Consider the following 26,968-nt stretch of genomic DNA (forward strand, 5'->3'; position numbering starts at 1 on the left):
CATGACCTTGCTGCAACGTCTGCGCATCGCACTGGACTCCCTGCTGTTGCTGCTTGCCATTGTCGGCCTGTGGTGGCTTGCCAGTCATCAAGGCTGGGTCAGCCGCGCCTTCCTGCCGACACCGGAAACCACCTGGAACACGCTGGTGCGCGGCCTGAGCCAAGGCGATCTGCTGGCCTACACCGGCGGCACCGTGCAACGCATGCTGGTAGGCTGGCTGCTGGCCTCGCTGATCGGCATTGCCCTGGGCGCCCTGATCGGCATTTCCCAAACCATCAGGCCCTGGCTGCAACCGACACTGGAATTCATCCGCCCCTTGCCCGCATCGGCCATCATGCCGCTGGCCATTGCCATCTTCGGCCTCAGCGACACCATGATCCTGTTCGTCGTGGCCTTTGGCTCCATGTGGCCGGTACTGCTGGCCACCATCCATGGCTTTGCGTCGGTGGAACCACGGCTGAGGGAAGTCGCCACCGCGCTGCAATTGGGACGTCTGCAATTCATCCTGAAGATCGGCCTGCCCAGCGCATTGCCCGACATCCTGGCCGGCATGCGGCTGTCGATGACGGTCGCGCTGATCATCGCCATCGTCGGTGAGATGCTGTCTTCGCAAGCCGGTCTGGGCCAGGCTGTCTTGCTGGCGGCACGCGCCTTCCGGGCGGGCGAGCTGTTTGCCGGCATCCTGCTGCTAGGGGTGGTCGGCCTGGTGGCCAACCTGCTGCTGGCCAAGGTCGAAAAACACTTCTTGCGTTGGATGCAGCCGCAGCGCTGAGCGTCACACCCGCCGCCGACCATAGACCTGCGGTTGCAGTACGACGCGCGCGCGAAAGACCGAATCCGGCACCACGCGAATTGCAGAAAGACGCAAGAGAGGTGTCAGTTCTTGCAGGCTATTGGTATATATTGCAGGCGGGATCTTCACTCTCGACACGGAGCTTCGATATGAAACGCCCTCTTACGCTACGCCGTTCCGCCCTGGCCTGCCTGCTGGCAGTTGCCACCGCCGCCGCGCCCCTGACCGCGCAGGCCTGCACCTCGCTGCTGTATCGCGACATGAACGGCGCCCCGTATGCGGGACGCACCATGGAGCTGCCCATGGAGCTGCCTTATGAAATGGCCTACGTGCCCGTGGGCACGTCTTTCGGCTCCAAGGCCGACCAACATCATGTGCTGGATTTCACCGCCAAACACGCCTTTGTCTCTATCGGCGTCAACGACCCGTTGAACGGCAGCCTGAAAATCACCGAAGGCGTCAACGATAAAGGGCTTTCCTTTGCGTTATTGGCTTTTGCCAGCACCAAGGGCCCGGCAGACATGGTCAAGCAGACCCAAGCCGTCTTGGCCGCCATCGACCTGGGGGCCTGGACCTTGTCGCAATTCTCGACCGTCGCCGAAGTGAAGGCCGCACTGGAAACGCAACCCGTGCTCGTCACCGCCCTGCTGCCTCTGGGCATGATGAAAACGCCTTTTCATTACACACTGCACGACGCAAGCGGCGCTTCCATCGTCATCGAGTTCGCCAACGGCAAGCAGCAAGTGCACGACAACCCGGTCGGCGTCATGACCAACGGGCCTGAGTTCCAGTGGCACATGACCAACCTGGACAACTACACATTCCTGAGCAACAAGGACCAGTCCACCATTACCTTGAATGGACGCGAGTTCTCGCAGCCAGACTCGGGCATCGCCACCGTCGCTTTACCCGCCTCTAATACCTCGGTAGGCCGTTTCGTGCGGGCTGTGTATTACTCGCAATTCGCCGAAAAAGGCCGCAACCCGACCGAAGCCATACAAACGCTGGCTCACGTCATGAACAACTTCGACCGGCCACGTGGCATCACCATAGACGAACGCTTCAAAGAGCAACTCGTCAACATGACCGCTCCCGGCGTCAATGGCGAGTGGACATACACCTCGGAGTACACCTCGTGGACGTCGCTGATAGATCTGCGCCAACAGCAAATGTTTGTGCGCCCCTATTACGGCATCAACTATGTACGCTTTGACCTGAAAGAGCTGGGTCAACTCAAAGAATTGAAAAAAGTCCCTTTGAAGGACATCGTTGCCGAAATGCGCGATGGCTCCGCCGCGCTGATTGCTGCTAAATAAATGACAAGCCCCCTGTAACAAGGGGGCTATCGGCACAAGCAAGCTCGGGCCGCCCAAAGCGGCTCACCTCCGCGCAAGCTGCGGCAAGTTGGTCATTAAAACAGCCACACGGTCAGCCAAATACCGGCTGCGCCAACAATGGCCAGCAGTACTGCGGCACTACCTATGTCTTTGGCGCGGCCTATCAGCGGGTGATGCTCTACCGACACCGCATCAGCCAGGGTTTCGACTGCCGAGTTCAGCAGCTCAACGATCAGCACACCCAGCAGGCTGATAAGCAACAGCGCCACCTGCAAAGGGCTGTCGCCCACCAGAAACGCGAGCGGCGTCAATATCACCACTAACAGCAGTTCTTGACGAAACGCTGCTTCGTGACGAAATGCGGCGCGCAGGCCATTGAGGGAATAGCCCCAGGCCCGGGTGATTCGCCGCCAGCCCGAGGTGCTTTTGAATGTGGAAACCATGGCGCATATCGTAACGCATCGCTCTTTCGCGAATACGAATTTGGAAACGCAAAAATCCTGACATATTGCCGCAGTATGCTGCTTTCAGGGTGCTGAATGACAAGCATTGTCATTTTTAACGATTCAATGCCAAGCCTCGCAGCGCCTGCTTCATACTATAGCTATGCACGGGTAGATCCCAGCCTCAAGCATCGTCAGGAGAATACTCATGGGCGGCTATTACGAGCTCAAACGCAGCGGCAGCCAGTATATGTTCAACCTCAAAGCCGGCAACCACGAGGTCATCCTGACCAGTGAGCGCTATACCAGCAAAGCTTCGGCTCTGAACGGCATTGCGTCCGTCCGCACCAACTCGCCCAACGACGATCGCTACCAACGCAAGGTGGCGGCGGACGAGCGCTTTTACTTCACATTGACTGCCGCGAACGGGCAAACCATAGGCGTGAGTCAGATGTACCGTACAGAACCGTCGCGCAATGGCGGGATTGAATCGGTGAAACTCAACGGATCTTCAGAGATCATTAAAGACGAGGGCTGAGCGCAAGCCTAGCCCGGCATCCAGATCAGGGCGTCTCGTCTGCATCAGCAGTGGGCGCCTGGGCCAGATAGTGGCACACGCGCCATACATGGTGGGCAGAACGTTGCAACCACAACATGGTATCCAGCGTGTGCAGGGCTTCCCCTGGCTCACGCTCACCCTGCGCGGTTTCCTGCATGACACGGCGACGTGTCAATTGGCGCAACTGCGCAATCTGTTCAGCCGGTTCCTCCAGCGCGTCGGCCTCTTGCAGCAACGGTGCTGCTCCATCATCCGCCACCATAGCCGAGGCTTGCTTCAACATATCTGTAAACAATGCACGCGCCTGCGCCAATTCAGCCGTACTGGCCGCAGCGTCTAGGCCAGGCAGCACTGCTGCCCGAGCCTGCAAGCGCAAGAGGTGATCCAGCACGTGCATCTGACGCAAACGTTGAGCGGCCAACTCATTATCATCCCCGGAGGCAGGAATATGCGTGAAGTACTCTTGCACGGTGCGCAATGAGGTTTCCATTGCGGAGAGCTCGGACGGAGCAATGTGCTTGGCCAGGGGCGCTTCACCCGGCGTATATTCAAACACTTGGCTCAACATGTGCAGCTGCCCTCGGGCAATCGCCTGCAATGATTGCCCGGAAGCGGCCAAGGCCAAGGCCGGCACTTGCCACTGAGAGCTATCCAACTGACGCGTGGGAGAATCGCCGCGCTCGGGCAATAAACGTTCGATACGACGTGCAAACCAGTCAGCATGGGGCAAGAATAACGCCACACCCAAGCCAATAAACAGCGTATGAAACGCCGCCAGACTCACGCCCCCAGGCTCTAGCCCCAAATGATGCTGGGCGAAATCAAGCACAGCCAGCAACAAGGGCAATAGCAGCATCGCAATCAACCCACTGGTGAAGTTGAACACCACGTGCGCCAATGCCGTGCGCTTGGCAAGCAAGGAGCCCCCCAAGGCCGCCAACACCCCTGTCATCGTTGTGCCTATGGCGGCACCAATGACCACCACTGCCGCCAGTTCGAAATCCACGGCCCCGGTGTCCAGCGCCGTCAAGGTGGCTGCCACGGTGGCGGTGGAAGACTGCAGCAACACCGTCATCAGCAAGCCTATCAACAATGCAACGGCACGTCCGCCCCAGCTACTGCCGTCCATGTCCGACAAGGAGAACCATTCATTGGCTCCCATCATGCCTTCTTGCATGGTACCTATGCCGACAAACAACATGCCGAAGCCGGCCAGTGCCCCACCCATGTGTCGCCAGCGCCCGCGAGCCAGCAAGCGCGCCAACGCCCCCAGCCCTATCAAAGGCATCGTATAAAAACCCAGGTCTATCTTCAGACCTAAAGTAGAGACTATCCAGCCGGTTCCGGTGGTTCCCAAACTGGCGCCCATGACCACGCCCAAGGCTTGCGCAAAGCCTATCAGCCCGGCACTGACGAAACCTATCAGCGTAACGGTGGTGGCGGTTGAAGACTGCACCACCAGGGTGATCAACGCCCCCGATGTAAACGCCTTGACCGGCGACCCGGTGAATCGCAGCAAGGCACGCCGCAAGGCATCGCCCGCAAACTGGGTGAGGCCGTCGCTGAGCAAGGCCATACCGATCAAAAACAGGCCCATGCCGCCGAGCAATTGAAATGCCATCTGCATAGCGAGTCTCGTTAGGGCTGTTTACGGATGGCGGCCACAATGGTGCGACCGTTGTGGCGCATCATATCCAGATAGGTGTCGGCCTCGCCGCCCGGCGCAGAAAGCGTGTCGGCATATAACAAGCCGCCCACTTTCATGCCGGTTTCACTGGCCAAGCGCTGCACCAGCCGCGGGTTCGCGTTCTTCTCCAGGAAGATGGCGGCCACCTCTTGCTGGCGCAACTGCTCGACCAAGCGCCGCATATCGGCAGCCGTGGCTTCCGCATCGGTGGAGACACCCGTAGGCGATAAAAATGACAGCCCGTAGGTATGGCCGAAATACCGGAACGCCGCATGGGCGGTTAGCAAGCTACGCTCTTGTGCAGCCAGGTTACCCAATGATGCTCGCAACTCTGCATCTAATTCGCCCAACTGAGTGACGTAGGCCTGCGCGTTGGCGCGGTAAGTATCGCAACCCTCATTGTCGACATCGCACAGCGCCTGTGCCAAGTTGCGTATATAGATTTGTGCATTTGGCACAGACTGCCAAGCATGAGGATCATGATGTTCGTGGTCATCATCTTTGTTATCAACATGATGATGATGTTGCTCGTCATGTTGCGCGTCAGCCGGTAGCAATGCTGCGCCGGCGCTTAGCGCAGCCACGGGAGCCTTACCCGCGCCGGCCTTGATCAGCCTTTCGAGAAAGCCTTCGAAATGCAAGCCGTTGACGACGATAAGATCCGCCCTCGACACAGCCGCCACATCGGCAGGCCTGGGCTCGTAGACATGCGCATCCTGGCCTGGCCCGGCGATCACTGTCAGTTCGACGCGGTCGCCGCCCACCTGGCGCACAAAGTCACCCAAGATAGAAAAGCTGGCCACGACTTTAATCGGGGCAGCATGCGCAAGGCCGCCTCCTAGCAAGCAAAACAGCGCCACCAATGTGGAGAACCTTTGTATAACGCGCATGAGATTGCTTTCCTTGCTATGAGCCGTACGTCGATCATCGCCTTAGGGCGAAGCACTCCGATGAATGTTATATAGTAACAAATCAGACGCTTATAAACTGCCCTCGAACTGATAGCGGCTACCCGGATACCACATGGTGACCACAGAGGCCACTTGGTTGAATGAGAAGGTCTTGCGATGCAGCACCAGGCAAGGCTCGCGCTGGGAGCTTCCCAGCATGGCGACCACGGCATCCGGCGCCATCACGGCCTCGATACGGTAGTTCACCCGCTGCAAAGGGGCTACGGCCATCAGGTATTCGTTAGGGGTGGTGGCGGCGAAATCCAGTTTCATGTAGTCGGGCGCGATGGCGGGGTTGGTCCAGCGGTCTTCTACTTGTATGGGCACGTCGTTGTCAAAGTGCACGATGATGGAGTGATAGAGCAACTGGCCGGTTTTGAGCCCAAATTTCTCGGCCAACGCCACCGAAGCAGGCATTTCTTCGAGCACGTGCAATTGGCTGCGGTAGCGGTGGCCACGTGCTCTCACTTCATCTGCGATGCTCTTGATTTCTACCAAGGTGGCTTGATACTTTTGTTGTGCCACATAGGTGCCCGCACCCTGGCGTCGGCTGAGCACGCCTTCGGCGGTCAACTCGCGAATCGCGCGGTTCACCGTCATGCGCGAAACACCAAACTCCACGGCCAGGCTTTCCTCGGCGGGAATCACCTCGCCTTCTTTCCAATACCCCGCCTGCACCTGCTCAAGCAAATACAGCTTGATGCGCTCGTACTGCGGCACGCGACTCCCCTCGGGCGTCGCTTTCTTTTTGCGCACCGGCTTTTTGTCGATCACGAGCGGGGTCTCCTAGGTGTTTTCACGGACATAAAACAGGGCGTGAGGTTCTTGTACGTCTTGTATATACAACTTACACTGATTTGAGGAAAAAAAATACTGTTCAGTGGAAAAGGCAGCCATTTTTGCCTGCTTTTCCCACTGACCGCAACTAGACCTGCAACCGGAGACAACTCATGATTCGATTCCCCCTTAAAGCCTTGGCCTTATCGCTGTGCGTGGCTGGGTCCACCTATTCCGCCGGCGCTTGGGCCGACATCAAAGTCGGTTTCAACGTGCCCCTGACGGGCTTTGCGGCTTTCGATGGCAAATCCGCGCTGCACGGCGCCGAGCTGGCAGTCGCGCGCGCCAATGCCCAAGGCGGCATCAATGGCGAGAAAATCGAGCTCATCGTCTATGACGATCAGGCTTCCGCCAAAGAGGCGGTACCCGTTTCCACGCGCCTGATCGAACGCGACAAAGTCGTAGGTGCGGTTTCGGGTTCCTACTCTGCCGCATCGCGCGCAGCCGCAGGCATTTTCCAAAGCGCTGGCGTTCCTTACGTGGCGGCCTACACCATAGACCCCAGTGTGACACAGGCAGGCGACTATGTATTTCGCGTCACGATGATGGGAGAAGTACAAGGCAAAGGTGGCGCCAAGTTAATCAATGATTTGGGTGCCAAACGCGTCACCCTGGTCACAATGAAGAACGACTTCGGTCAGGCACTAAGCGCCGGCTTCAAAGAAGTGGCGCCTAAGTTCGATCTGGATATCGTCAGCGAATACGAGTATGGCTTGGCCGACCGTCAGTTCGGGCCACTGGTTGCCAAGATCAAGGCCGACAACCCCGAGGCCATCTACGCATCGGGCTATTACTTCACTGCCGGCCCATTTGTGTCGCAACTGCGTGCCGCCGGCGTTACCGCACCGGTTATCGGCCAGCAAGGCTTTGACGGCGACAAGTTCATCGAAATCGCCGGCCCCGCTGCCGAAGGCGTCATCATCACCACCACGCTAGACCGGGACTCCCAGGTACCTGTCACCAAGGCCTTTCTGGAGGACTTCCAGAAAGCCGCAGGCCATGGGGCCGATATGGTGGGCGCCGCCGCCTACAGCGCCATGTCCATTTTGCTTGATGGCCTACGCCAAACAGGCGGCAAGGGCGGCGCCGAATTGCGCGACGTGATTGCCAAAGGCACTTACGAAACCCCCAGCGGCAAACTTACCTTCAACGACTTGCATGAAGTCGACACGGATATCCAAGTTCAAGTCGTGAAAGACAAGGCGTGGCGTCACCACTCCACGATTTCCGACCCCGTTCTGCTCGCAGCACCCACGCGCGCATCCAAATAGCATTTCCAGGAGACCTGACCTATGAATCTCAGTATCGAAGCGCGCATACGCGAAGTCGTAACGCCCGAACAGATTGAGGCCTTTCAACGAGATGGCGCCATTTGCCTGAAAGGCTTGTTGAACGCAGACGAAATAGCGCTGTTGAAAAGCGGCATAGACCGCAACCTGGAGCACCCCAGCCCACGCGGCAAGGTCGCCAGCCCAGCCAACGATCCAGGCAGTTTCTTCCAAGACTTCTGCAATTGGCAAGAAAACGAAGCCTATGAGCGCTTTATTTTCGAATCCCCCGTCGGCCAAACCGCAGGTCTGCTGATGGGGTGCGAAACGGCCCGTCTTTATCACGATCATTTACTGGTCAAAGAGCCCAAAACCCAACAACGCACGCCTTGGCACCAAGACCAGCCCTACTATAACGTTGAGGGCCGACAGAACTGCAGCATGTGGATTTCGGTGGATCCGGTGGCTCGCGCCTCTACCTTGGAGTTCGTGGCGGGTTCTCATCTTGGCCCCTGGCTGATGCCTCGCTCCTTCAAAGAGAACCAGGCCAAGTGGTTCCCGGAAGGCACGCTGGCCGATTTGCCCGACATCGAAGCCGCACGCGAAAAATATCGTATTTTGGGTTGGGAAATCGAGCCAGGCGACGTAGTATGCTTCCATATGCTGACTCTGCACGGAGCAGGCGGTGTGGCGGAAGACCGTCGCCGTCGGGTGTTCTCGGTTCGTTTCCTGGGTGACGACATGCGCCATGCGCCCCGCCCCTGGACAACCTCTCCCGAGTTCCCCGGCCTGGTCGACAGGCTGCCCGCCGGCGAGCCCATGAACGACTCGCTATTCCCTGTTCTCTGGCAAAAATCAGCCTGAACGACTGCGGCTTCGCCCTGCCAAAAACAAGCAAAACGGGGCGAAGCCGCTGATGCAAACCTGCGCCACCTAGGTGTTTTCCCGAATAAAAAAAACGGGGCAAGGGTTCTTGTGCAGCTTGTATATACAACTTAAACTATTTCAGTTATTGCAAGGTAATTCACACCCCTGACGGTCGTTTCCCCTTCGGACGGAAGCTCCCGTCACCACCCTCACCCAGGAGGACGACATGATTCGCTCCCGCATCAAGACCCTGACGCTTGCCCTGTGCCTGGGCGCCACCGGCTATTCAGCCAGTGCGCTGGCCGACATCAAAATCGGCTTCAACGTACCCCTTACCGGCTTTGCCGCTTTCGATGGCAAGTCTGCCCTGAACGGTGCAGAACTGGCAGTCGAGCGCGCCAACGCCCAAGGCGGCATCAACGGCGAGAAAATCGAACTCGTCGTCTATGACGACCAAGCTTCGGCCAAAGAAGCCGTACCTGTTGCCACCCGCCTGATCGAACGCGACAAGGTAGTGGGCGCTGTAGGCGGTTCGTATTCTGCCGCTTCCCGTGCCGCCGCCGGCATCTTCCAAAGCGCAGAAGTCCCCTACGTCACGGCCTACACCATCGACCCCAGCGTCACGCAAGCCGGCGATTACGTCTTCCGCGTCACCATGATGGGTGAAGTGCAAGGCAAGGGCGGCGCCAAGCTGATCAGCAATCTGGGTGCAAAGCGCGTCACGCTGCTTACCATCAAGAACGACTTCGGCAAGGCACTGTCCGAGGGCTTCAAAGAAGCCGCGCCCAAGTTCGACCTGGATATCGTCAGCGAGTACGAGTACGGTCTGCCTGATCGCCAGTTCGGCCCCCTCATCGCCAAGATCAAGTCCGACAAACCTGATGCCATTTACGCATCGGGCTATTACTTCACGGCTGGCCCTCTGGTTTCCCAACTGCGTGCCGCCGGCGTCAACGTGCCTGTCATCGGTCAGCAAGGCTACGACACCGACAAGTTCATCGAAATCGCCGGCCCCGCTGCCGAAGGCATCATCATCAGCACCACGCTCGACCGCGACTCCGAAGTGCCTGTCACTCAGGAATTCCTGAAGGACTTCAAAGAGAAAGCCGGTTTTGGTGCCGACATGGTTGGCGCTGCGGCCTATAGCGCAACCTCCATCTTGATTGATGGCTTGCGCAAAACGGGCGGCAAGGGCGGTGCGGAACTGCGCGACGCCATCGCTGCGGGCACCTACGAAACACCTAGCGGCAAGCTCGTGTTCAACGACTTGCACGAAGTCGACACCGACATGCAAGTTCAGGTGGTGAAAGACGGTGCATGGCGCCGCCACTCGGTCATCTCCGACCCCGAGCTGCTTGCAGCCCCCACCCTGAAGAAGTAAACCCTGGCATCCATCGGGCCGTCTCCCACGGGAAACGGCCCTCGCTGCCTTCTTCATAAAGGCGCGTATTTCACACACACCCGGGAGTTACCATGCTCTTCCTAGAGCTCATTGCCCAAGGGTTGGTTCAGGGCAGCATCTATGCGTTGATTGCCCTGGGCCTGACCCTCGTTTACGGCCTGCTGCGCATTCTTCACGTCGCACACGCGGCTCTGTTCACCTTGGGCGGCTATATTGGTGTGCTCGTCACCAACAGCACCGGCAGCCTCAGCTTGGCTTTCCTGGTCGCCATGTTGGCCGCAGGTCTGGCAGGCGTGGCCATGTACCGCCTGTGCTACGAGCCTCTGCTTAAGCAGCCGCCTTTCGTGGCACTCATTGCCTCCATCGGCCTTTATATTGCTTTCGAAGAAGTGTTCCGTATTGTTTTCGGCGCTTCGGGCCTTTCCTACCAGTCCCCTCCCCTGCAGCAATACGTCACGCTGTTTGGCGGCCTCAGCTTCAAGGTGGCCGAACTTTGGGTCATGGGTGGCACGGTCGTCATCATCGGCATACTGGGCTATCTGCAAAGCCGCACCCGTGTGGGTATTGCATGCCAAGCTACGGTTTCCGACCCGCAAATGGCCGAGTCATTCGGTATTCGTCCACGCACCATCCGCGATCTGAACTTTTTCGTGGGTTCCGCATTGGCAGCGTTTGCCGGTGTCTGGGTCGGTTTGCTGAACAACCTTGTCGAACCCACCATGGGCAGCGTTCCCTCATACAAGGGCTTGGCCATTATTGTGCTGGGCGGTATGGGTTCCGTACGCGGCACGCTGGTCGCAGCGCTGGTGCTGGGCATCATGGAGTCTTTCGGCACCATCTACCTGGGCCACATACTCGATCGCAACGCGATTGCCTTCGCCTTCCTCATCATCGTCCTGATGCTGCGCCCGCAGGGCCTGTTCTCCAAGCGCTGAGGGGTCAAACATGGCATATGAAATTTCTCTGATTACCTCCATGGCCATCATGGCTCTGTTTGCGCTGTCCTTGAACCTCATCACAGGGTTTTGCGGGCAGATCAGCTTGGGCCATGCCGCCTTTCTGGGCGTCGGCGCCTACACCTCGGCCATGCTGTGCAAGGCCGGCATGCCGTTCTACGCCACCATGCCGTTGGCTATGCTGGCAGCCGGCTTCCTCGGCGTCATCGTCGGGCTGGCCAGCTTGCGGGTGCGTGCCGACTTTCTGGCCATTACCACCATGGGCGTGGTCTTCTTGTTCGTCGGCGTCGTCCGCCAGCAAGAATGGCTGGGTGGCGAGATGGGCATTACCAACATCCCCGGCCCCGATCTCTCCAAGACCGGCTTCATGGTGCTTTCACTGGTATTGGCCACCCTTACCGCCGCGCTGTGCGTGTACTTGCGCCGTTCGTGGATGGGCCGCGTGTTCAACGGCATCGCCGAAGACGAAGACACCATGCGGGTATTGGGCATAGACGTGCCCCGCTACAAGCTGGCGGCTTTTGCCATTGGCACCGCCTTGGCAGGCCTGGCGGGCACCTTGTACGGCCAGCATTTCAAATACATAGGCCCTGAAAGCTTTGGCTTTATCGAATCCATCACCGTGCTCTCTATGGTGGTGTTCGGCGGCATAGGCTCGGTGCCCGGCGTCATCTTTGGCGCGGCCTTCCTGTCGGTGCTGCCCGCCTGGTTCCAGTTCATTGGTGACTACAAGCTGCTGGTATACGGTGGTCTGCTGTTCCTGATGATGCGCTTTTCACCTGGCGGTGTTGCCGGCATGGTGCGCGCCCTGCGCAAACCTCGCCAGTCATCCTCCAACCCCAACGGAGCGCAGCCATGAACACGACCTCTCACGACAGCCTGCTGCGCGTAGACAACGTCACCGTTCAGTTCGGCGGCCTTAAGGCGGTAAGCGGCGTCACTTTCGACGTGCGCAAGGGTGAGCTCTTGGGTCTGATCGGCCCCAACGGCGCCGGTAAAACCACCATGATGCGCGCTATTACCGGTGTGGTGCGCGCCACTGAAGGCCGTATCTACCTGCATGGCGAAGACATCACCAAGCAGCCCATACACAAGCGCATACGCAAGCATATGGCGCTGTCGCAGCAACTGGTGCGCCCTTTGCGCCAGATCACTGTGGCCGAAAACGTTGCCCTGGCCGCAGGCTCGCAACTGACGCGCTCGCCTTTGCGTGCACTGATGCACCTTAGCCAGAAAGAACAACTGGAGATCGCCCTGCAGTTGCTCGACCGTGTGGGCATACGCGACTATGCCGATCAGCTGCCCGGTACGCTGCCACTGGGCGTACTGAAACGTTTGGAAGTCGCTCGCGCGCTCGCCACCAGCCCCGAACTGTTGCTGCTGGACGAGCCCTTGGCCGGCCTCAACTCCAAAGAAGCCAAGGCTTTGGCCGACACGATTCAGCACATCAACCAGCAAGGCGTCACCATTATTCTCATCGAGCACAACCTCGGTGAAGTCATGCGCATCTGCCAACGCTTGGTCGTGCTCGACAACGGCCGTCTGATCGGCCAAGGCGAACCGCACGCAGTCATGGCCGACCCGCAAGTGCGCTCCGCCTATCTGGGCGGCGCTCAAGACGAAACCGCTGCCAGTACGGAGACCAGCCATGCTTGAACTGACTGATTTTTCCTGCGGCTATGGTGCTTTCCAAGCCGTTCACGGTCTTGACCTTAAGCTTCGCGAAGGCACGATCACGGGGCTGCTGGGCGCCAATGGCGCAGGCAAGTCCTCCACGCTGATGTGCCTGGCCGGCCACGTCGCACAACAGGGTGGCAAAACCCTGTTCCAGGGGCGTGACATTACCGGCATGTCGCCCGGCGACCGCGTGCGGCTCGGCCTGGCCATTTCGCCCGAAGGGCGTCGCTTGTTCAAAGACCTTACCGTTGAAGACAACCTGCGCGTAGGCGGCTTGGTGCAACCGGCCAGCCACTTCACCCAAGACCGCGACTATGTGCTGGGCCTGTTCCCGCGCCTGGGCGAACGCCTTGAAACGCTGGCAGGCAATCTTTCGGGTGGCGAACAGCAGATGCTGGCCATTGGCCGCGCCCTGATGGCCCGCCCCCGCCTGTTGATGATAGACGAGCTGTCGCTGGGCTTGATGCCCAAGGTCATCGACCTTTGCTATGCCGCTCTGGAAACCCTGCGCAACGACGGCATGACCATTTTGCTGGTTGAGCAGAACACCACCCGCGCCCTGCAAGTTGCCGACGACATCTGCGTCCTGGAATCCGGACGCCCCGTCTGGCAAGGCAAAGCCAGCGACGCTATGAACGACCCCTCCCTGACAGCAGCCTACCTGGGCCTGCATCAGGACGACACCGACAACGCTCCCGCGCATTGAGGACCATCATGACTACGCAAGACTCCCACCTTCAGAACGACCCCCGCTACGACGCCAGCCGTGTTATCAGCGCTCCGCGCGGTGCCACACTGAGCTGCAAAAACTGGATCGCCGAAGCCGCTTACCGCATGATCCAGAACAACCTGGATGCAGAAGTCGCCGAGAACCCCAAGCACCTGGTGGTGTACGGCGGCATTGGCCGCGCCGCCCGCAACTGGGAATGCTTCGACGAGATCCTCTCGCAACTGCGTCAACTGGACGAAGACGAAACCCTGTTGGTGCAATCGGGCAAGCCCGTCGGCGTGTTCAAAACCCACGCTGATGCGCCCCGCGTGCTGATCGCCAACTCCAACCTGGTACCCAAGTGGGCCAACTGGGAACACTTCAACGAACTGGACCGCAAGGGCCTGTTCATGTATGGCCAAATGACGGCCGGCAGCTGGATCTACATCGGCAGCCAAGGCATTGTGCAAGGCACTTACGAAACCTTTGTTGAAGCCGGTCGCCAACACTACAACGGCGATTGGGCCGGACGCTGGATTCTGACTGCCGGTCTGGGTGGCATGGGCGGCGCTCAGCCTTTGGCCGCCACGTTTGCCGGTGCCGTCTCGCTGAATATCGAGTGCCAGCAAAGCAGCATCGACTTCCGCCTGCGCACCCGTTATGTAGACAAACAAGCCCGCGACATCGACGATGCCATCGCGCTTATCAAGCACCATTGCGAACGCAAGGAAGCTGTTTCTATCGCTCTGTTGGGCAACGCCGCCGAAATCGTGCCCGAACTGGCACGTCGCGCCCAGGCCGGCGAAATCAAGCCCGACCTCGTCACCGACCAAACTTCCGCTCACGACCTGATCCACGGCTATCTGCCCAAGGGTTGGACGGTTGAGCAATGGAAGGCCGCTCAGCTTGATCCCTCACAGCACAGCAAGCTTAAGCAAGCTGCTGCAGAATCGTGCCGCGAACACATCGAAGCCATGCTGGTGTTCCACGACATGGGCATCCCTGTCGTCGACTACGGCAACAACCTGCGTCAAGTCGCATACGACGAAGGCGAGAAGCGTGCATTTGCTTTCCCCGGCTTCGTGCCCGCCTACATTCGCCCCTTGTTCTGCGAAGGCAAAGGCCCGTTCCGCTGGGTAGCCTTGTCCGGCGACCCCGAAGACATCTACAAGACCGACGCCAAGATCAAGGAACTCTTCCCCGAGAACCGCTCCGTGCACACTTGGCTGGACATGGCACGCGAACGCATCGCCTTCCAGGGCTTGCCCTCGCGCATTTGCTGGTTGGGTCTGGGCGAGCGCCATCTAGCCGGCCTGGCGTTCAACGAAATGGTTCGCAACGGCGAACTCAAGGCGCCTATCGTCATTGGTCGCGACCACCTGGACACCGGTTCCGTCGCCAGCCCCAACCGTGAAACCGAAAGCATGAAAGACGGCACCGATGCGGTCTCCGACTGGGCGCTGCTGAACGCTTTGCTCAATACCGCCGGCGGCGCAAGCTGGGTGTCGTTGCACCACGGTGGCGGCGTAGGCATGGGTTATTCGCAGCACTCTGGTATGGTGATCGTGGCCGATGGCACCGACGCTGCCGAGCGCCGTCTGGCCCGCGTCCTGGTCAACGATTGCGGTTCAGGCGTCATGCGTCATGCTGATGCCGGTTACGAAACCGCCATCGAATGCGCCAAGCGTTTCGGCCTTAAACTGCCGATGATCAAGTAATCCAAGTACGGAAAGCGCAGCTATGTTTCAACCTGCCAACATGTCTTTATGGTCAGGGCGTGACGATACGCCTGACGAGGGTGCCGCCGGTTTGCGCTGGCACCAATGCGTCAAGGCGCTTAGCAACGAAGCCCACGAAGGCGTGGCATTGCTGGGGTTTGCCAGCGATGCCGGCGTGGCGCGCAACCACGGGCGCCCAGGCGCCCGTCAAGGCCCTACCAAGTTGCGCCGCATGCTGGCGGGGCTGCCTGCGCCCTCCGTACCGGTTTACGATGCGGGCGACGTGGTCTGTGAAGACGACGCGCTCGAAGCGGCTCAGGCCGAACAGGCCGGGCAACTGGCCTCCTTGCTGGACCAAGGTTTGCTGCCCATCACACTGGGCGGCGGCCACGAGGTAGCGCTGGGCTCTTTTCGGGGTCTGGCGCGCCACCTGGAAAACCAAGGTGCCCATGCAAAACCTCGCGTAGGCATCATCAACCTTGACGCCCACTTCGACCTGCGTCTGGCGCCACGTGGCAGCTCCGGCACGCCTTTTCGGCAGATCGCGGACGATTGCCAGGAAAAGGGTTGGGCTTTCCAATACTGCTGTTTGGGCATTAGCCGCTTTGCCAACACGCAGGCACTGTTTGACCGTGCCAAGGACTTGGGCGTTTGGTGGCGTGAAGACACCCAAATGGGCCCTGGGCACGAAGACGCCACCTTGCGTTACCTGAGCGACTTCATGGCCCAAGTGGACCACGTTTACTTCACGCTCTGTCTAGATGTACTGCCGGCGGCTGTGGCCCCCGGCGTTAGCGCCCCAGCCGCCTATGGCGTTAGCTTGACGCTGGTGGAGAACCTGCTTGATGCTGTGGCACAAAGTGGTAAGCTGCGCTTGGCGGACATCGCCGAACTCAACCCCTCTTACGACATAGACGACCGCACCGCACGTACAGCGGCGCGCTGCGTTGCGCGCTTGGCTGACCCAGCCATGCGCGCGCTCATCGGCACCCGATCATGACTACTACCGTACCTCTTTGGCACTCCCTCTGGGAAAACCTCCGTCTAGCCACCATGCAGGGCGGAACCTACAGCGTCATGGAAGACGCCGTCATTGCCACCACACAAGACGGCAAAATCGCTTGGATGGGCCCTCGCCGTGAGCTTCCCGACGGCTACCGCGCCGCTCATCGACACGATGCGCGCGGGGTGTGGGCAACGCCCGGCCTCATCGACTGCCATACCCATATCGTTTACGCAGGTAACCGCAACAACGAGTTCGAAGCGCGCTTGAACGGCGCCACCTACGAAGACATCGCCCGCCAAGGCGGAGGCATTGTTTCTACCGTGCATGCCACACGGGCAGCCACCGAAGACGAACTCTTTGAACAAAGCGTCAAGCGTGTCAAAGACTTGTTGGCCGAAGGCGTCACCACCCTGGAAATCAAATCCGGTTACGGCCTGGATCTGGAAAGCGAATCCAAGATGCTGCGCGTCGCGCGCCGCATAGGGCGTACGCTGCCGGTGCATGTGCGCACCACCTTTTTAGGTGCCCATGCCTTACCACCCGAATACAAAGACAAGTCCGACGACTACATAGATCTGGTCTGCCAAACGATGCTGCCCGCCATCGCACGCGATGGCTTGGCTGACGCTGTCGACGCATTCTGCGAGAACATAGGCTTCTCGTCCGCCCAAACCGAAAAAGTCTTCCTGGCGGCACAACAAGCCGGGCTTCCCGTCAAACTGCACGCAGAACAGCTCTCTGACCAGCATGGTGCGGCCTTGGCTGCACGCTACGGTGCTCTCTCTGCCGACCATCTGGAGTACCTGTCGCAAGAAGGCATACAAGCCATGGCACAGGCCGGCACCGCGGCGGTATTGCTGCCAGGCGCCTTCTATTTCTTGCGTGAAACCAAACTGCCTCCCATTACCGCACTGCAAGACGGCGGCGTGCCTATTGCCATCTCTACCGATTGCAATCCCGGCACGTCTCCCATGACATCGCTGCTGCTGGCAATGAATATGGCCAGCACCTTGTTCCGCCTGACGCCCGAGCGCGTATTGGCCGGCGTTACCACGCATGCCGCGCGCGCCTTGGGTCTGCAGGATAAGTGCGGGCAACTGGCGGTTGGCATGCAAGCCGACTTCGCCCTGTGGGATATAGAAAGGCCGGGTGACCTGGCCTTCGTGCTGGGCAGCAACCCCTGTGTGGGAACCGTGGTAGGCGGCGAGCTGCGCTCATAACAGTTGGTGAATGCTGTGCGGCAAGACAAAAGCGGAGGCCGCTTTGCCGCGCAGCTCTACATCTCACAAACTTATAGCCCGAAATCTTCACGAAAGCGCTCTATCTGGTGCATACGCTCGTGCAAGATCGTGACAATACCTATATCGCCATCCGACAGCCAGCGCCAGTAAACGAAGTGCTTCTCGTAACGGAAGAAGAAGCCTTCAACCCCGAATTCAGACGGGACGGGCTGAGAGACAACACCATGGGATGTAATTTTGGCGAATGCATCGAACAGACCGGTCACGTAGCGCACTGCCTGCTGCTCACCCCACTGAGCTCGGGTATAGCGGTAAATTTCATCCAGCCGCAAAGATGCCGCGTACTGTACGCGGATGTTTGCCATGCGGTCAGCCCTTATTGCGGGCAATGACATCCTCTGCTGTTAGGGGCTGGTAGGAAGACTCGGGGGCATTGAATGCCTGCGCCAGCTCCGCCTTAAGGCGCTCGAACGCCTCTGCTTCCGTGCGCTCTTTGTCTCGACGGATCAGATCTCGTACATACTCGCTAACGTTGTCATAGGCACCATACTCACCGACGTTGGAAGCAACGAAGTCACTCAGCGGTCCTTTGAGGCGGACGGTCATGGTAGTGGTGCGAGACATACGGCATTTCCAAAATGTTGTTTGTGTATTAAATATAACCAAGAAACAATACACAAACAACGTTGCGAATTTCCTTTAGAGCACGGAAGTCCTGGGCGTAGCCCACACCATGACGCTTGAAGAACAGCGGCCAGACGTACTGAACGAAGCTTTCTGCAAGCGTCTGCACAAAGAAATGTTCAAGAATACCTGTGTGGGAACCGTGGTAGGCGGCGAGCTACGCTGATAACTCTGGGGAAATACCGTGCGGCAGCTCCGCCTTAAGACGAGAGCTGCCACACACTGAGTCAAGAGCTCAGTGCGCCCCTAATTGCCGAATACCTCGTCCAGGCAGGAAGGCGCATCTAGCAGCTTGAATGACCAAGCCTGCAACTGCTCAGCATCTGCCTGCTCGATACGCGCCACGACATCTACAGGCAAACTGCCGAATTTACGCGTCAGCAACCGCTCCAACAAACCCGCCTGGCCTTCCGTACGTCCCGCTTCATGTCCTTCGCGTCTGGCACGGTTTAGCGCGGTGCGTTCATCCAGCAAAGCGATCTCGCGCTGCAACGCCGCCCAGCGCAAGGTTTCATCGGCAGATAATTCCCGCAAGTGTTGCAAGGCTTCCTGTACCAGGGGATGCGTGATCTGGTTCATGACAGTCTCGTCCAGGTTATGCAACAGGCAACTGACCCACACCGACAATGCGGGCGCGCGCACGCCGCCCGCATTGTCGGCAGCAACGCTGATGACAACGCCCTACTTCAATCCCCGTGCCCAACGCGCATAAGCCGTACGCATCATCTGGTGCATGCGCTGTGTACGCACGTCCAGCTGCGCCAGCATTTCTTCGCGGCTGCTGGTAGAAGGGTTGTTACGGGCCAGTTCACGTTCGTGGCTGGCACGGTTTGCCTGCGATAGCGAGACCACCAGCTCGGGGGTCATTTCCAGATGAAACTGCATGCCCAGATGGCGATTGCCATAGACGAAGGCCTGGTTGGGACAGACATCGCTGTGCGCCAAACGCTGCGCGCCTTCGGGCAGGATGAAGATATCCTGGTGCCATTGGAATAGCTCGTCGGATAAGGACTCACCCAACCACTCTCGCACGACGGGTTCGGGCTCATATTGCACAGCTTGCCAACCGATTTCCATGCGCGGGCCTTTTTCTACGTGCCCACCCAAGGCGGTAGCCAGTATCTGACCGCCCAGACAATGGCCGATCACGGGCACCCCGGCCTCATCGGCCCGGCGCACGAACGCTATCTCGCGCGCCAGCCAATCCAGGCCGTCGTTGACACCCATCCCCCCACCCATCAGCACAATGCCGCTATAGGCCTCGGGGTCTTCGGGAATCGGCGCCCCGTCCATGATGGGCACCATCACCCAAGGCAAAGAGAGCTCGTTCAACGTAGAAAGAACGGCACCCGGTTCACCCACATGGGTATGCTGGAAAATCGCAATCGGCTTCATGTCACCCTAAAACATATCGAAGTATTCACGCTGCTCCCAGTCGGTGACCGCCTGGTTGAAACGTGCCAATTCTGCCTCTTTGATGTGGCAGAAGTAATCTACAAAGCGCTGTCCGTACTGTTCGCAAAGATAGTTGTCCTGGCGCAGCGCTTGCAGTGCGTCGCCCAACGAACGCGGCAACAAGGCAGCCGGTGACTCGTAGGGCGTATCGGCGCAAGGGCCGGGATCAAGTTGGCGACGTATGCCGTCCAGGCCCGAAAACACTTGCGACGCCACGTACAAGTAAGGATTGGCATTGGGCTCGCCGATACGGTTTTCGATACGTGTGGCCGACTGCCCCACACCGCCCAACACTCGCAGCATGGCGCCACGGTTATCGCGGCCCCATGAGGCACGGTCGGGTGCCAACGAGAAAGAACGATAGCGGCGATAACCATTGATGGTAGGCGTAGAGAACACCGCCGAACCATGCGCATGGGCCAGCAAGCCGCCCAGGTAATGCTGCCCCAAGGCAGAGAGGTTCTGCCCTGCTTCGGTGGGGATAAACACGTTCTCGCCGGTTTTCAGGTCGCGCAACGATTGATGCAAATGCCAACCGCTGGACATGACATTGGGAATGCGCGGGCGGCACATGAAAGTAGCGTGATAGCCCTTGCGCTGACACACTTGCTTAACGGCGCTGCGCAACAGCACCATGGCATCGGCCGAGGCCATGCCGGCCATGGGGCCAAAGGTGATTTCAAACTGGCTGGGGCCGAACTCCACCTCTAGCGAATGCAAAGGCAAACCCAGGCCCTGGGCCGTGACACGCAGCAATTCCATCACTTCGTCGACACTGTCGTAGCGCTGTTCGGTTAAGTATTGATAACCATGCGACAACAACGACACCTGAGGCGGTTCGCCCGGCTGACCTGGCTGACTGGCATGCTGCAATTGCATGCTGGCGTCTTCCAGGCGGAACACGTGCAACTCGACCTCGAGGCCGCTGAACAGTTCAAGGCCTTGCTCGGCCAGCTCGCCCAAGGCGCGCTGCAAAATGCTGCGCGTCGCCAAAGGCGAAGGCTTGCCGTCAGTAAGGTAGGCATCGCACAGGACCCAGCCCGTGCGACTTGCCCAAGGCAATACCCGAAAGGTGGTCGGGTCTGCCACCATGACAAAATCGGCCGCGCCCTGCATGCCGGGGAAGTCGAAACCGCCCCCCGCCGCAAACACGGGAAACACCGTGGTGTGCGAGGTGTCCTTGGCAAACAGGGTGCTGGTCAGATTAACGCCGCTGGTCAGCGCCGAGGCAGCTGCCTCGGCCACCAAGGTTTTGCCGCGCAAGATCCCGTGCTGGTCAGGAAAAGCGAAACGCACCACATCCAGTTCACCGGATTTGAAGCGTTTGGCGAGTTCTGCGCCCGCACGAGTCTGCTCGGCTGTCCATAAGCCGTGTTGTTCAACGAAGCTGGCCATGATGTCCTCAGGCGGTCAGGCGTTTTGCGGCCCAGTCGCAGGCTTCACGACGCTTGCGGTCGGCTTGCTCCCAGTACTGTTCGGGCGTCAAGGTACTGGCCCCTACACCGTCTATGGAGATAGGCCCAATCATTTCGCGTGCCTGTTCAGCATCGGGCATCATGGGTACGGGCGCCTTGGGGTCGGCCAGCGTGCTTTCTATGGCTTTGACCAGCATGCGGCGATAAGCGAAGATGCACTTGTCGCTGGCTGCCAGGTGCTCGCGTGTGCGATTTTGGATAGGCCCTTGCGATTCCACTGCCCACTGGTCGTGCACGTTGATGTCGTGACCCATGCCGGTGTAGGTTTCTTTCAGCTGTTCATCGACGTTGAAACCGTAGTCGTTCTGCTTGTTGCGACGCGAAGTGTAGTGGGGCAGCTCGATGAGTTGCAGGCGCTGATCGCGCATCTTTTTCTTATCGACAGGTTCGGTAAAGCTGGTGAAAATCGCATACCAATGACAGGAGGTGTCATCGATGGGCACGTGCCATTGCGAAATCGTCATGTGCGCGCTCATGGGAATGACGATGGCCTCGGGGAACACCATGTTCGTCACACGCACGTGCGTTTGTTTTTCGTCCAGCTTGCGCGTAGAGATAATACGCATGCCGTAGTCAGTAAGCTTGGCGTCGATATTGGGGCGGGCATATTCGCGCAGCACTTTGGTGATGGGCGTTTCGGTATCGGCAGACGCACCACGAAACTGTTTGCCATAGCTTTCAGACGTGTCCGCATCTTCGAAGAAGCGATGCAAGTACGAAGCGTGAGCAGGGTCTATGCCCACTTCCAGCGCCTGCAACCAGTTGCACTCCCAGCGCCCTTTAAAAGCAAAGGTGTGCGAATCAGGAGCCACGAAACAATCGAACTCGGGCAATGCGGGAGGTTCACCTTCGCCCATGTAGGCAAAGATAATGCCGCTACGCTCTACCACGGGGTAGGCGCCTTGCTGGATGCTGTGACGGAAGCGGCTGTTCTCGGGCTCGGCAGGGGTTTCCAGGCATTCGCCCTTGATGTTGAACAGCCAGCCATGAAAGGGGCAACGCAGGCCGCCGTCTTCCAGACGACCGAAAGCCAGGTCAGCACCACGGTGAGGACAGTCGCGATCCACCAAACCCAACTGGCCGGACTCGTCGCGGAACAACACCATGTCTTGGCCCAACAGCCTGACGGCCTTAAGCGGGCGTTTCTCTTCGAGTTCTTCGGACAGCGCAACCGGCTGCCAGTAACGACGCAGCAAAGTGCCGGCAGGCGTGCCGGGCCCTACGCGCGTCATGAAATCATTTTGTTCTGCAGTAATCGCCATGGGGAGACCTCCATAGGGGTGTTCGGGATCTGCCTTCATGGAATGTATAAACTGCGTACAGAACCTGAAGGCCACAAATCAATTGTATGCAACTCAACCAGAAAAACCCACAAAATATGGCAAATACTAGGGTAAACGATAGGTATCAAACCGTTTGTTGTATGCAATATTGAAACTCATGCGGGACATTGCATGCATAACGCCCCCTCCCGCTGTTGAATTCTGTAGAATGGCCCATCGTTCCCTGCCCTGCCATGAAGCCTAATATTCCTAATTCCCAACAGTCACGCGTCCTGATACAGCTGCGCGACCTCATCCTGAAAGGGGCGTTTGCCCCCGGCGAGCGCCTGGCTGAGATTCCTTTGGCCGAGCGCCTGGAGGCTTCGCGCACCCCCGTCAGGCTGGCACTGACAACCTTGGAATATGAAGGCCTGATCGAAGCAGTGCCTAGCGGCGGCTATCGTATGCGGGGCTTTACGCACGAAGAGGTCGCGCACGCTATTCGCACCCGTGGCGTGCTCGAGGGCTACGCCGCGCGGCAACTCGCCGAAAAAGGCTTGTCACCCGAGCTTGCCAAGCAACTGCGGGCTTGTTTGCTGAAGATAGATGCAGCGGTCAACAAAGCCAGTATGAGCCTGGACGACTACGCCGTCTATGTAGACGGCAACAGCCAATTCCATGCGCTGATTCTAGAGGGCTGCGGCAATCGCACCGTACAACGCATGATGGACATGCTGAATGGCCAACCCTTTGGCGCCCCCAGCGCCATGCTGCCCATGCAGTCTTCCCTTGAAGAAGGCACGCGCTGGATGCAGCACGCTCATTGCCAGCACCACATGCTGCTGCAAGCCATAGAACATGGCCAGGGCGCCAGAGCCCAGGCCTTAGGTGAAGAACACGTGGAAATTGCCTGCATGAACGTGGACTACGCCACACGCAACCCAGAGGTTGCCGCACAGGTCTTGCCGGGTATCAGGCTGGTAACCAACGCAGGGTAGAAAACCTCCCTGCTCTGACATGTCTGCATAGAGAGCATCCCCCCGGCCCTCCCGGAGGGATGCCATTCCATCAAAACAAGCCTCAGCTTAATTTGCACGCTTGCGCGAAGCGATCGCCATAGTTGCGTAATACCCCCTCTTGCACCATCTTGAACGCGGGCTTCCCATCGTTGCCGGGTTCAAGCTTGAAGATGTGATAATCCTGCACGGGATAGTTATTGTTACCGAACTTGAAATTGCCACGTAGCGATTGGAACTCCACCTCTTTTATCGCTTTGGCCAAGGCTTTTTTGTCGGAAACATCTCCTCCGAGCTTGCGTATTGCGGCGTCCAGGATCATGGCTGCGTCATAACTGAAAGCCGCGTAGGCAGAAGCCAGCTTGCCATACTTCTCTTGATACGCAGTCACGAATCGGCGGGTCTGCTCATTATTCAAACCCGGCGTCCAGGTATCGCCAACCACCGCGCCTATGACGGCATCGCCCATTGCGGCAACGCCCGAGCCCTCGATCGCATTAACCATGTACAACGGCACTTTCTGGTTCATGCCGGCTTGACCATACTGGCGAACGAAGCTAATAGCCAAGGCACCAGGATAGAAAGAAAATATCGCGTCCGGTTGTGATGATGCTACCTGCGTCAGCTCGGCTGAGAAATCCAGCTGATTCAAGGGCGTGTAGATTTCGTCGGCAATAGCGCCTTTGTAAAGGTGCTTGAACCCAGCGACCTTGTCCTTACCCCCGACAAAGTTGGGGGTCAAGGTACTCACCCGTTTTACGCCCTGATCATTCAGGTATTTACCCATAGCTTCGGCGGGTACGTCACTTTGCCAGGATGCGATGAACAAGTTGGGCTTGCACGCTGCACCGGCAGTAGGCGATGGCCCGGCTACCGTGCCAATAAAGGGCACATCGACAGCCGCTATCCTGGGCTGCAATGCCATCAGAATATTGGCAAAGGTCAGCCCTGTCACCACATCCACCTTGTCGCGCTCAAGCAACTTGCTGAGCCCGTTCAGGGCTGTCTCGGGTTTAAGCTGATCGTCCTCGACAACTAGCGTTGCCGGTACGCCCCCCAACTTGCCTCCCAGTTGATCCAAGGCCAGCTGAAAGCCTGCCAGCTGATCCTGTCCAACCTCTGCCGAGGCGCCGGACAAAGTCGCCATAAAACCGACTTTGACATCTGCGTGCACAGCCGTGCAGAAACCCACCATCGCCAATGCCAATGTCAACTTCTTCAGATTCTTTTGCATATTGCCTCCTCGCTGTTATTCAAACGACTCGGGTCTCAAGCTCACCGAGATCCTCGATCCACACTCTCATTACATCGCCACGCTTCAAGAACTCGCCTGTTTCCATGCCCACTCCTGCAGGCGTTCCCGTGAGCAGCACGTCGCCCGGCACCAGATCCAGACGGTGGCTCAGATAACTGATCTGATCAGCCACGCTATACAGATGATTGGATGTGCTGGAGTCCTGCCTCAATTCATCGTTGAGCCACAGCTTGATGCCCAGATTCTCGGGCGTACGCACATATCGCGCCGGCGTCACGAACGGGCCTAGGGGGCAGGATCCTGTAAAGCACTTGTGCCCTATCCAGTCGAATCGGAAAGGAGAACTCGGATCAACCTGCTGACGTGTCAAGTTGTCGCGCGCTGACAAGTCATTGGCGCAGCTGTAGCCAGCCACATAGTCCAAGGCTTGCTGCGGAGAAACCTTAGACGCACGACGTCCGATGATGACCGCCAACTCGGCCTCCCAGTCCAGCTTGCTCGTGTGCTCTGGGAAGGGTACCGTTTGCAGATGCCCCGCCAGGGTGGACTGCCCTGCTTTAAGGAAGTGCCAGGGCGGTAAGCCGTCTTTCTTGGGATCCAGATTCAGCTTCATATTCATGGCTCGGCCCATAGCCTCAACATGATCACGATAATTGGCGCCCGCCCCGTACACCACACCGCAACGCGTTAACGGCGGCAAATACTCAAAGCCTGCCAAAAGCATGTGCTGCTGCGCCAAATGGGGCTTGGCAGCCCACTCATCGGTGATCGCTTGCAACCACAGATCCGCTTGCTCCCACTCGCTCACCAGATCGTCTACCGAACACCATTGCGGCGCACCGGCTTCCAATGTCCGACCCAGCGCATAGGCCTGACCATCAAAATGCAGGCCAGGCTGGGGCCTGCCGTCTTCACCTACATAGGTGAACAGCTGGTATTTCATGTTGCTATCCTTTGTTGCTTATCGAGGAGTCTGTTTATTCAACGCAGTTGATAACTTTGATCGGAGAAGCGCACCGACACCGTCATGCTGCCCTCCATCAACACCCAACGCTTGACCTCAGCGGTAAAAACACCCTGTTTGATGAAAGGGTCTTGCTCGATGATGCGCCATGCGGCGGCTTCGGAATCGGCCCGCAGTATCATCATGCCGCCCTGGGTGCCCGGCTTTGCGCCTTCAGCCATAAAGGGCCCCGACATGAAGAGTTCTCCGCGGCGCTCAGCTTGCACGGCCCAATCCAGGTGTGCCTGTAGCAAACTGTCGATTCGGGACAGATCGGCGGGCCGGCGCAGAGACACATAGAAGGACTTGTTCAGCATGCCTGCCAGTTGGGCTTTTACATCAGTCATAGGGTGATTTCCTGCCTACTTGCAGCGAGACATCGCCGCGACACGTAGAACTGTCGGTTCCAAAAAATTGCGACCTGCGTTCAGTCACGCGCTTCAAAGTTCAGAACAAAATCGTCGGGCGGTGGCGTAGTGGCCCAAACGAACATCACTTCGTGGGGCGCGGCATCTATTGGCTCCCAGTCTGCACCCTCAGGAATCACGTCGATATCCCAGAAGTACTCAATCAAGCTGCCCCAAGGATCACGAAGATAATGAAAGTAATTCGAGCCACCTACATGGCGCCCCAAACCAAAGCTGTCCTGATAACCGGCCCTTATCATGGTTTGTGCGCCAATTTCTATCTCGTCCAGGTCTGCCACCTCAAAACTTAGATGATGCAAGCCGGTATGCGTACTTTTGGCAAAGGCCACCATGTGATGATCCCCACCTGCCGCACCGCGTAGAAAGGCGAGGATATCCAAAGACTTATCCGAAACCAGCATGCCTAACACGTCGGTATAAAAAGCCGTCGAAGCCGGCACATCGGGCGAAAACTTGATGAGATGGCCTAAGCGTAAAGGCCGTGCCTTTTTGGCTCGTGTGCTGATGTCGCAGGCACGCTTGCCGATGCGCCGATAGCGCCCATGGGCGTTGATCTCGGGCGGTAAAACGCTGCCCCCCGCCGGCGCGGGCTCGGCCACCTGCACGTTCAACCAGTCGCCATGCGGATCCTGGAACCAGATCCCGCCAAACGGCACATCAAAAGGCGGGGGCTGCAAGGACACATTTGCTTCACGCAGCTTGCGTAGCAGTTGCTCCATGCCTGCTTCATTAGTACCCAAGGCGGTATAGCTGAGCTTCTTCTTCGAGCCCTGCATCAGTCGAATCTGATCCTGATCTCGACCTGGGCACCGAAACACATAGTCATTGCCCGACGCGCGCATCTCTAACCCAAAGGTTTCATAGAAAGCACGCCCGATTTCCAGATCGGGCACTGTCATGCCTATGTGTAACAAGGAACGAATCATTCGAGTCTCCTGCT

General features: G+C 58.4%; 28 protein-coding genes. 14 read left to right on the forward strand and 14 right to left on the reverse strand.

The window, feature by feature from the left end; translation table 11 throughout:
• The first annotated feature begins 1 nt into the window (after window position 1).
• Both H0484_RS10410 and H0484_RS10415 read left to right on the forward strand, forming a co-directional pair.
• Window positions 2-772, forward strand: a complete 771-nt coding sequence (locus H0484_RS10410; protein WP_226954572.1) for an ABC transporter permease — start codon at window positions 2-4, stop codon at window positions 770-772.
• A gap of 170 nt (window positions 773-942) precedes the next feature.
• The gene (locus H0484_RS10415) at window positions 943-2,109 is read left to right on the forward strand and encodes a linear amide C-N hydrolase (RefSeq protein ID WP_226954573.1); all 1,167 of its coding nucleotides are present in this window, start codon (window positions 943-945) and stop codon (window positions 2,107-2,109) included.
• A gap of 95 nt (window positions 2,110-2,204) precedes the next feature.
• Here the strand turns inward: H0484_RS10415 and H0484_RS10420 are convergent, their stop codons facing one another.
• Window positions 2,205-2,573, reverse strand: coding sequence for a diacylglycerol kinase (locus tag H0484_RS10420; RefSeq protein WP_226954574.1), 369 nt, complete (start codon window positions 2,571-2,573; stop codon window positions 2,205-2,207).
• A 208-nt stretch (window positions 2,574-2,781) separates the two neighbouring features.
• Here H0484_RS10420 and H0484_RS10425 point away from each other — a divergent pair, with 208 nt between their 5' ends.
• A complete protein-coding gene (locus tag H0484_RS10425; RefSeq protein WP_226954575.1) occupies window positions 2,782-3,111 on the forward strand; it encodes a YegP family protein in 330 nt (109 codons plus the stop codon).
• A gap of 25 nt (window positions 3,112-3,136) precedes the next feature.
• Here H0484_RS10425 and H0484_RS10430 read toward each other — a convergent pair whose 3' ends face one another.
• The 3 genes from H0484_RS10430 to hutC all read right to left on the reverse strand — a co-directional run bounded on the left by H0484_RS10430 (window position 3,137) and on the right by hutC (window position 6,540).
• A complete protein-coding gene (locus tag H0484_RS10430) occupies window positions 3,137-4,759 on the reverse strand; it encodes a Na/Pi cotransporter family protein (RefSeq protein WP_226954576.1) in 1,623 nt (540 codons plus the stop codon).
• Between the two features lie 11 nt (window positions 4,760-4,770).
• The gene (locus H0484_RS10435; protein ID WP_226954577.1) at window positions 4,771-5,709 is read right to left on the reverse strand and encodes a metal ABC transporter solute-binding protein, Zn/Mn family; all 939 of its coding nucleotides are present in this window, start codon (window positions 5,707-5,709) and stop codon (window positions 4,771-4,773) included.
• Between the two features lie 90 nt (window positions 5,710-5,799).
• The gene (gene hutC / locus H0484_RS10440; protein WP_390624832.1) at window positions 5,800-6,540 is read right to left on the reverse strand and encodes a histidine utilization repressor; all 741 of its coding nucleotides are present in this window, start codon (window positions 6,538-6,540) and stop codon (window positions 5,800-5,802) included.
• Between the two features lie 179 nt (window positions 6,541-6,719).
• On the opposite strand from hutC, the gene H0484_RS10445 reads away from it, so the two are divergent.
• From H0484_RS10445 to hutI, 10 genes are all read left to right on the forward strand, one after another.
• On the forward strand, window positions 6,720-7,877 hold the full coding sequence (locus H0484_RS10445; protein ID WP_226954579.1) for an ABC transporter substrate-binding protein: 1,158 nt from the start codon (window positions 6,720-6,722) through the stop codon (window positions 7,875-7,877).
• 21 nt (window positions 7,878-7,898) lie between these two features.
• On the forward strand, window positions 7,899-8,738 hold the full coding sequence (locus tag H0484_RS10450) for a phytanoyl-CoA dioxygenase family protein (protein WP_226954580.1): 840 nt from the start codon (window positions 7,899-7,901) through the stop codon (window positions 8,736-8,738).
• A gap of 229 nt (window positions 8,739-8,967) precedes the next feature.
• Window positions 8,968-10,122, forward strand: a complete 1,155-nt coding sequence (locus tag H0484_RS10455) for an ABC transporter substrate-binding protein (RefSeq protein ID WP_226954581.1) — start codon at window positions 8,968-8,970, stop codon at window positions 10,120-10,122.
• Between the two features lie 92 nt (window positions 10,123-10,214).
• Complete coding sequence (locus H0484_RS10460; protein WP_226954582.1) at window positions 10,215-11,078, forward strand: branched-chain amino acid ABC transporter permease; 864 nt, start codon at window positions 10,215-10,217, stop codon at window positions 11,076-11,078.
• 10 nt (window positions 11,079-11,088) lie between these two features.
• The gene (locus H0484_RS10465; RefSeq protein ID WP_226954583.1) at window positions 11,089-11,958 is read left to right on the forward strand and encodes a branched-chain amino acid ABC transporter permease; all 870 of its coding nucleotides are present in this window, start codon (window positions 11,089-11,091) and stop codon (window positions 11,956-11,958) included.
• Window positions 11,955-12,755, forward strand: a complete 801-nt coding sequence (locus H0484_RS10470; protein ID WP_226954584.1) for an ABC transporter ATP-binding protein — start codon at window positions 11,955-11,957, stop codon at window positions 12,753-12,755. Before H0484_RS10465 ends, H0484_RS10470 begins: the two co-directional genes overlap by 4 nt.
• Window positions 12,748-13,482, forward strand: a complete 735-nt coding sequence (locus H0484_RS10475; RefSeq protein WP_226954585.1) for an ABC transporter ATP-binding protein — start codon at window positions 12,748-12,750, stop codon at window positions 13,480-13,482. Before H0484_RS10470 ends, H0484_RS10475 begins: the two co-directional genes overlap by 8 nt.
• Window positions 13,483-13,490: 8 nt before the next feature.
• On the forward strand, window positions 13,491-15,203 hold the full coding sequence (gene hutU / locus H0484_RS10480) for a urocanate hydratase (RefSeq protein ID WP_226954586.1): 1,713 nt from the start codon (window positions 13,491-13,493) through the stop codon (window positions 15,201-15,203).
• Window positions 15,204-15,225: 22 nt separating this feature from the next.
• Window positions 15,226-16,203 (forward strand): formimidoylglutamase, encoded by a 978-nt coding sequence (hutG, locus tag H0484_RS10485; protein WP_226954587.1) that lies wholly within the window; start codon window positions 15,226-15,228, stop codon window positions 16,201-16,203.
• Window positions 16,200-17,429 (forward strand): imidazolonepropionase, encoded by a 1,230-nt coding sequence (hutI, locus tag H0484_RS10490; protein ID WP_226954588.1) that lies wholly within the window; start codon window positions 16,200-16,202, stop codon window positions 17,427-17,429. The genes hutG and hutI overlap by 4 nt, the downstream gene beginning before the upstream one ends.
• 71 nt (window positions 17,430-17,500) lie before the next feature.
• Here hutI and H0484_RS10495 read toward each other — a convergent pair whose 3' ends face one another.
• The 6 genes from H0484_RS10495 to H0484_RS10520 form a co-directional block, all read right to left on the reverse strand.
• On the reverse strand, window positions 17,501-17,815 hold the full coding sequence (locus H0484_RS10495; RefSeq protein WP_226954589.1) for a type II toxin-antitoxin system RelE/ParE family toxin: 315 nt from the start codon (window positions 17,813-17,815) through the stop codon (window positions 17,501-17,503).
• A 4-nt stretch (window positions 17,816-17,819) separates the two neighbouring features.
• Window positions 17,820-18,074, reverse strand: coding sequence for a ribbon-helix-helix domain-containing protein (locus tag H0484_RS10500; RefSeq protein ID WP_226954590.1), 255 nt, complete (start codon window positions 18,072-18,074; stop codon window positions 17,820-17,822).
• 306 nt (window positions 18,075-18,380) lie between these two features.
• On the reverse strand, window positions 18,381-18,776 hold the full coding sequence (locus H0484_RS10505) for a DUF4351 domain-containing protein (RefSeq protein ID WP_226954591.1): 396 nt from the start codon (window positions 18,774-18,776) through the stop codon (window positions 18,381-18,383).
• A gap of 39 nt (window positions 18,777-18,815) precedes the next feature.
• Window positions 18,816-19,529: a type 1 glutamine amidotransferase gene (locus H0484_RS10510; protein ID WP_226954592.1), complete on the reverse strand. Its 714-nt coding sequence runs from the start codon at window positions 19,527-19,529 to the stop codon at window positions 18,816-18,818.
• 6 nt (window positions 19,530-19,535) lie between these two features.
• On the reverse strand, window positions 19,536-20,984 hold the full coding sequence (locus H0484_RS10515; protein ID WP_226954593.1) for a glutamine synthetase family protein: 1,449 nt from the start codon (window positions 20,982-20,984) through the stop codon (window positions 19,536-19,538).
• Between the two features lie 7 nt (window positions 20,985-20,991).
• Window positions 20,992-22,365, reverse strand: coding sequence for an aromatic ring-hydroxylating dioxygenase subunit alpha (locus H0484_RS10520; protein ID WP_226954594.1), 1,374 nt, complete (start codon window positions 22,363-22,365; stop codon window positions 20,992-20,994).
• Between the two features lie 215 nt (window positions 22,366-22,580).
• On the opposite strand from H0484_RS10520, the gene H0484_RS10525 reads away from it, so the two are divergent.
• Window positions 22,581-23,324 carry a GntR family transcriptional regulator gene (locus H0484_RS10525; protein ID WP_226954595.1) on the forward strand — a complete coding sequence of 248 codons (744 nt, stop codon included), beginning with the start codon at window positions 22,581-22,583 and terminating at the stop codon, window positions 23,322-23,324.
• A gap of 82 nt (window positions 23,325-23,406) precedes the next feature.
• On the opposite strand, the gene H0484_RS10530 is transcribed toward H0484_RS10525, so the two are convergent.
• The 4 genes from H0484_RS10530 to H0484_RS10545 form a co-directional block, all read right to left on the reverse strand.
• The gene (locus H0484_RS10530) at window positions 23,407-24,576 is read right to left on the reverse strand and encodes an ABC transporter substrate-binding protein (protein WP_226954596.1); all 1,170 of its coding nucleotides are present in this window, start codon (window positions 24,574-24,576) and stop codon (window positions 23,407-23,409) included.
• Between the two features lie 19 nt (window positions 24,577-24,595).
• Complete coding sequence (locus H0484_RS10535; protein WP_226954597.1) at window positions 24,596-25,540, reverse strand: fumarylacetoacetate hydrolase family protein; 945 nt, start codon at window positions 25,538-25,540, stop codon at window positions 24,596-24,598.
• Window positions 25,541-25,578: 38 nt separating this feature from the next.
• Entirely contained in the window at window positions 25,579-25,947 is a 369-nt protein-coding gene (locus H0484_RS10540) for a YciI family protein (protein WP_226954598.1), read from the reverse strand.
• A gap of 80 nt (window positions 25,948-26,027) precedes the next feature.
• Window positions 26,028-26,954 carry a VOC family protein gene (locus H0484_RS10545; RefSeq protein ID WP_226954599.1) on the reverse strand — a complete coding sequence of 309 codons (927 nt, stop codon included), beginning with the start codon at window positions 26,952-26,954 and terminating at the stop codon, window positions 26,028-26,030.
• Window positions 26,955-26,968: the final 14 nt, after the last annotated feature.

This window comes from Mesopusillimonas faecipullorum, assembly GCF_020539505.1.
Classification (GTDB): domain Bacteria; phylum Pseudomonadota; class Gammaproteobacteria; order Burkholderiales; family Burkholderiaceae_B; genus Mesopusillimonas; species Mesopusillimonas faecipullorum.

Excerpts from the sequence above, each read along its gene's own strand:
- H0484_RS10410 (WP_226954572.1), top strand. The coding sequence starts at position 2 with ATGACCTTGCTGCAACGTCTGCGCATCGCACTGGACTCCCTGCTGTTG.
- H0484_RS10415 (WP_226954573.1), top strand. The coding sequence starts at position 943 with ATGAAACGCCCTCTTACGCTACGCCGTTCCGCCCTGGCCTGCCTGCTG.
- H0484_RS10420 (WP_226954574.1), bottom strand. The coding sequence starts at position 2,573 with ATGGTTTCCACATTCAAAAGCACCTCGGGCTGGCGGCGAATCACCCGG.
- H0484_RS10425 (WP_226954575.1), top strand. The coding sequence starts at position 2,782 with ATGGGCGGCTATTACGAGCTCAAACGCAGCGGCAGCCAGTATATGTTC.
- H0484_RS10430 (WP_226954576.1), bottom strand. The coding sequence starts at position 4,759 with ATGCAGATGGCATTTCAATTGCTCGGCGGCATGGGCCTGTTTTTGATC.
- H0484_RS10435 (WP_226954577.1), bottom strand. The coding sequence starts at position 5,709 with ATGCGCGTTATACAAAGGTTCTCCACATTGGTGGCGCTGTTTTGCTTG.
- H0484_RS10445 (WP_226954579.1), top strand. The coding sequence starts at position 6,720 with ATGATTCGATTCCCCCTTAAAGCCTTGGCCTTATCGCTGTGCGTGGCT.
- H0484_RS10450 (WP_226954580.1), top strand. The coding sequence starts at position 7,899 with ATGAATCTCAGTATCGAAGCGCGCATACGCGAAGTCGTAACGCCCGAA.
- H0484_RS10455 (WP_226954581.1), top strand. The coding sequence starts at position 8,968 with ATGATTCGCTCCCGCATCAAGACCCTGACGCTTGCCCTGTGCCTGGGC.
- H0484_RS10460 (WP_226954582.1), top strand. The coding sequence starts at position 10,215 with ATGCTCTTCCTAGAGCTCATTGCCCAAGGGTTGGTTCAGGGCAGCATC.
- H0484_RS10465 (WP_226954583.1), top strand. The coding sequence starts at position 11,089 with ATGGCATATGAAATTTCTCTGATTACCTCCATGGCCATCATGGCTCTG.
- H0484_RS10470 (WP_226954584.1), top strand. The coding sequence starts at position 11,955 with ATGAACACGACCTCTCACGACAGCCTGCTGCGCGTAGACAACGTCACC.
- H0484_RS10475 (WP_226954585.1), top strand. The coding sequence starts at position 12,748 with ATGCTTGAACTGACTGATTTTTCCTGCGGCTATGGTGCTTTCCAAGCC.
- hutU (WP_226954586.1), top strand. The coding sequence starts at position 13,491 with ATGACTACGCAAGACTCCCACCTTCAGAACGACCCCCGCTACGACGCC.
- hutG (WP_226954587.1), top strand. The coding sequence starts at position 15,226 with ATGTTTCAACCTGCCAACATGTCTTTATGGTCAGGGCGTGACGATACG.
- hutI (WP_226954588.1), top strand. The coding sequence starts at position 16,200 with ATGACTACTACCGTACCTCTTTGGCACTCCCTCTGGGAAAACCTCCGT.
- H0484_RS10495 (WP_226954589.1), bottom strand. The coding sequence starts at position 17,815 with ATGGCAAACATCCGCGTACAGTACGCGGCATCTTTGCGGCTGGATGAA.
- H0484_RS10500 (WP_226954590.1), bottom strand. The coding sequence starts at position 18,074 with ATGTCTCGCACCACTACCATGACCGTCCGCCTCAAAGGACCGCTGAGT.
- H0484_RS10510 (WP_226954592.1), bottom strand. The coding sequence starts at position 19,529 with ATGAAGCCGATTGCGATTTTCCAGCATACCCATGTGGGTGAACCGGGT.
- H0484_RS10515 (WP_226954593.1), bottom strand. The coding sequence starts at position 20,984 with ATGGCCAGCTTCGTTGAACAACACGGCTTATGGACAGCCGAGCAGACT.
- H0484_RS10520 (WP_226954594.1), bottom strand. The coding sequence starts at position 22,365 with ATGAAGGCAGATCCCGAACACCCCTATGGAGGTCTCCCCATGGCGATT.
- H0484_RS10525 (WP_226954595.1), top strand. The coding sequence starts at position 22,581 with ATGAAGCCTAATATTCCTAATTCCCAACAGTCACGCGTCCTGATACAG.
- H0484_RS10530 (WP_226954596.1), bottom strand. The coding sequence starts at position 24,576 with ATGCAAAAGAATCTGAAGAAGTTGACATTGGCATTGGCGATGGTGGGT.
- H0484_RS10535 (WP_226954597.1), bottom strand. The coding sequence starts at position 25,540 with ATGAAATACCAGCTGTTCACCTATGTAGGTGAAGACGGCAGGCCCCAG.
- H0484_RS10540 (WP_226954598.1), bottom strand. The coding sequence starts at position 25,947 with ATGACTGATGTAAAAGCCCAACTGGCAGGCATGCTGAACAAGTCCTTC.
- H0484_RS10545 (WP_226954599.1), bottom strand. The coding sequence starts at position 26,954 with ATGATTCGTTCCTTGTTACACATAGGCATGACAGTGCCCGATCTGGAA.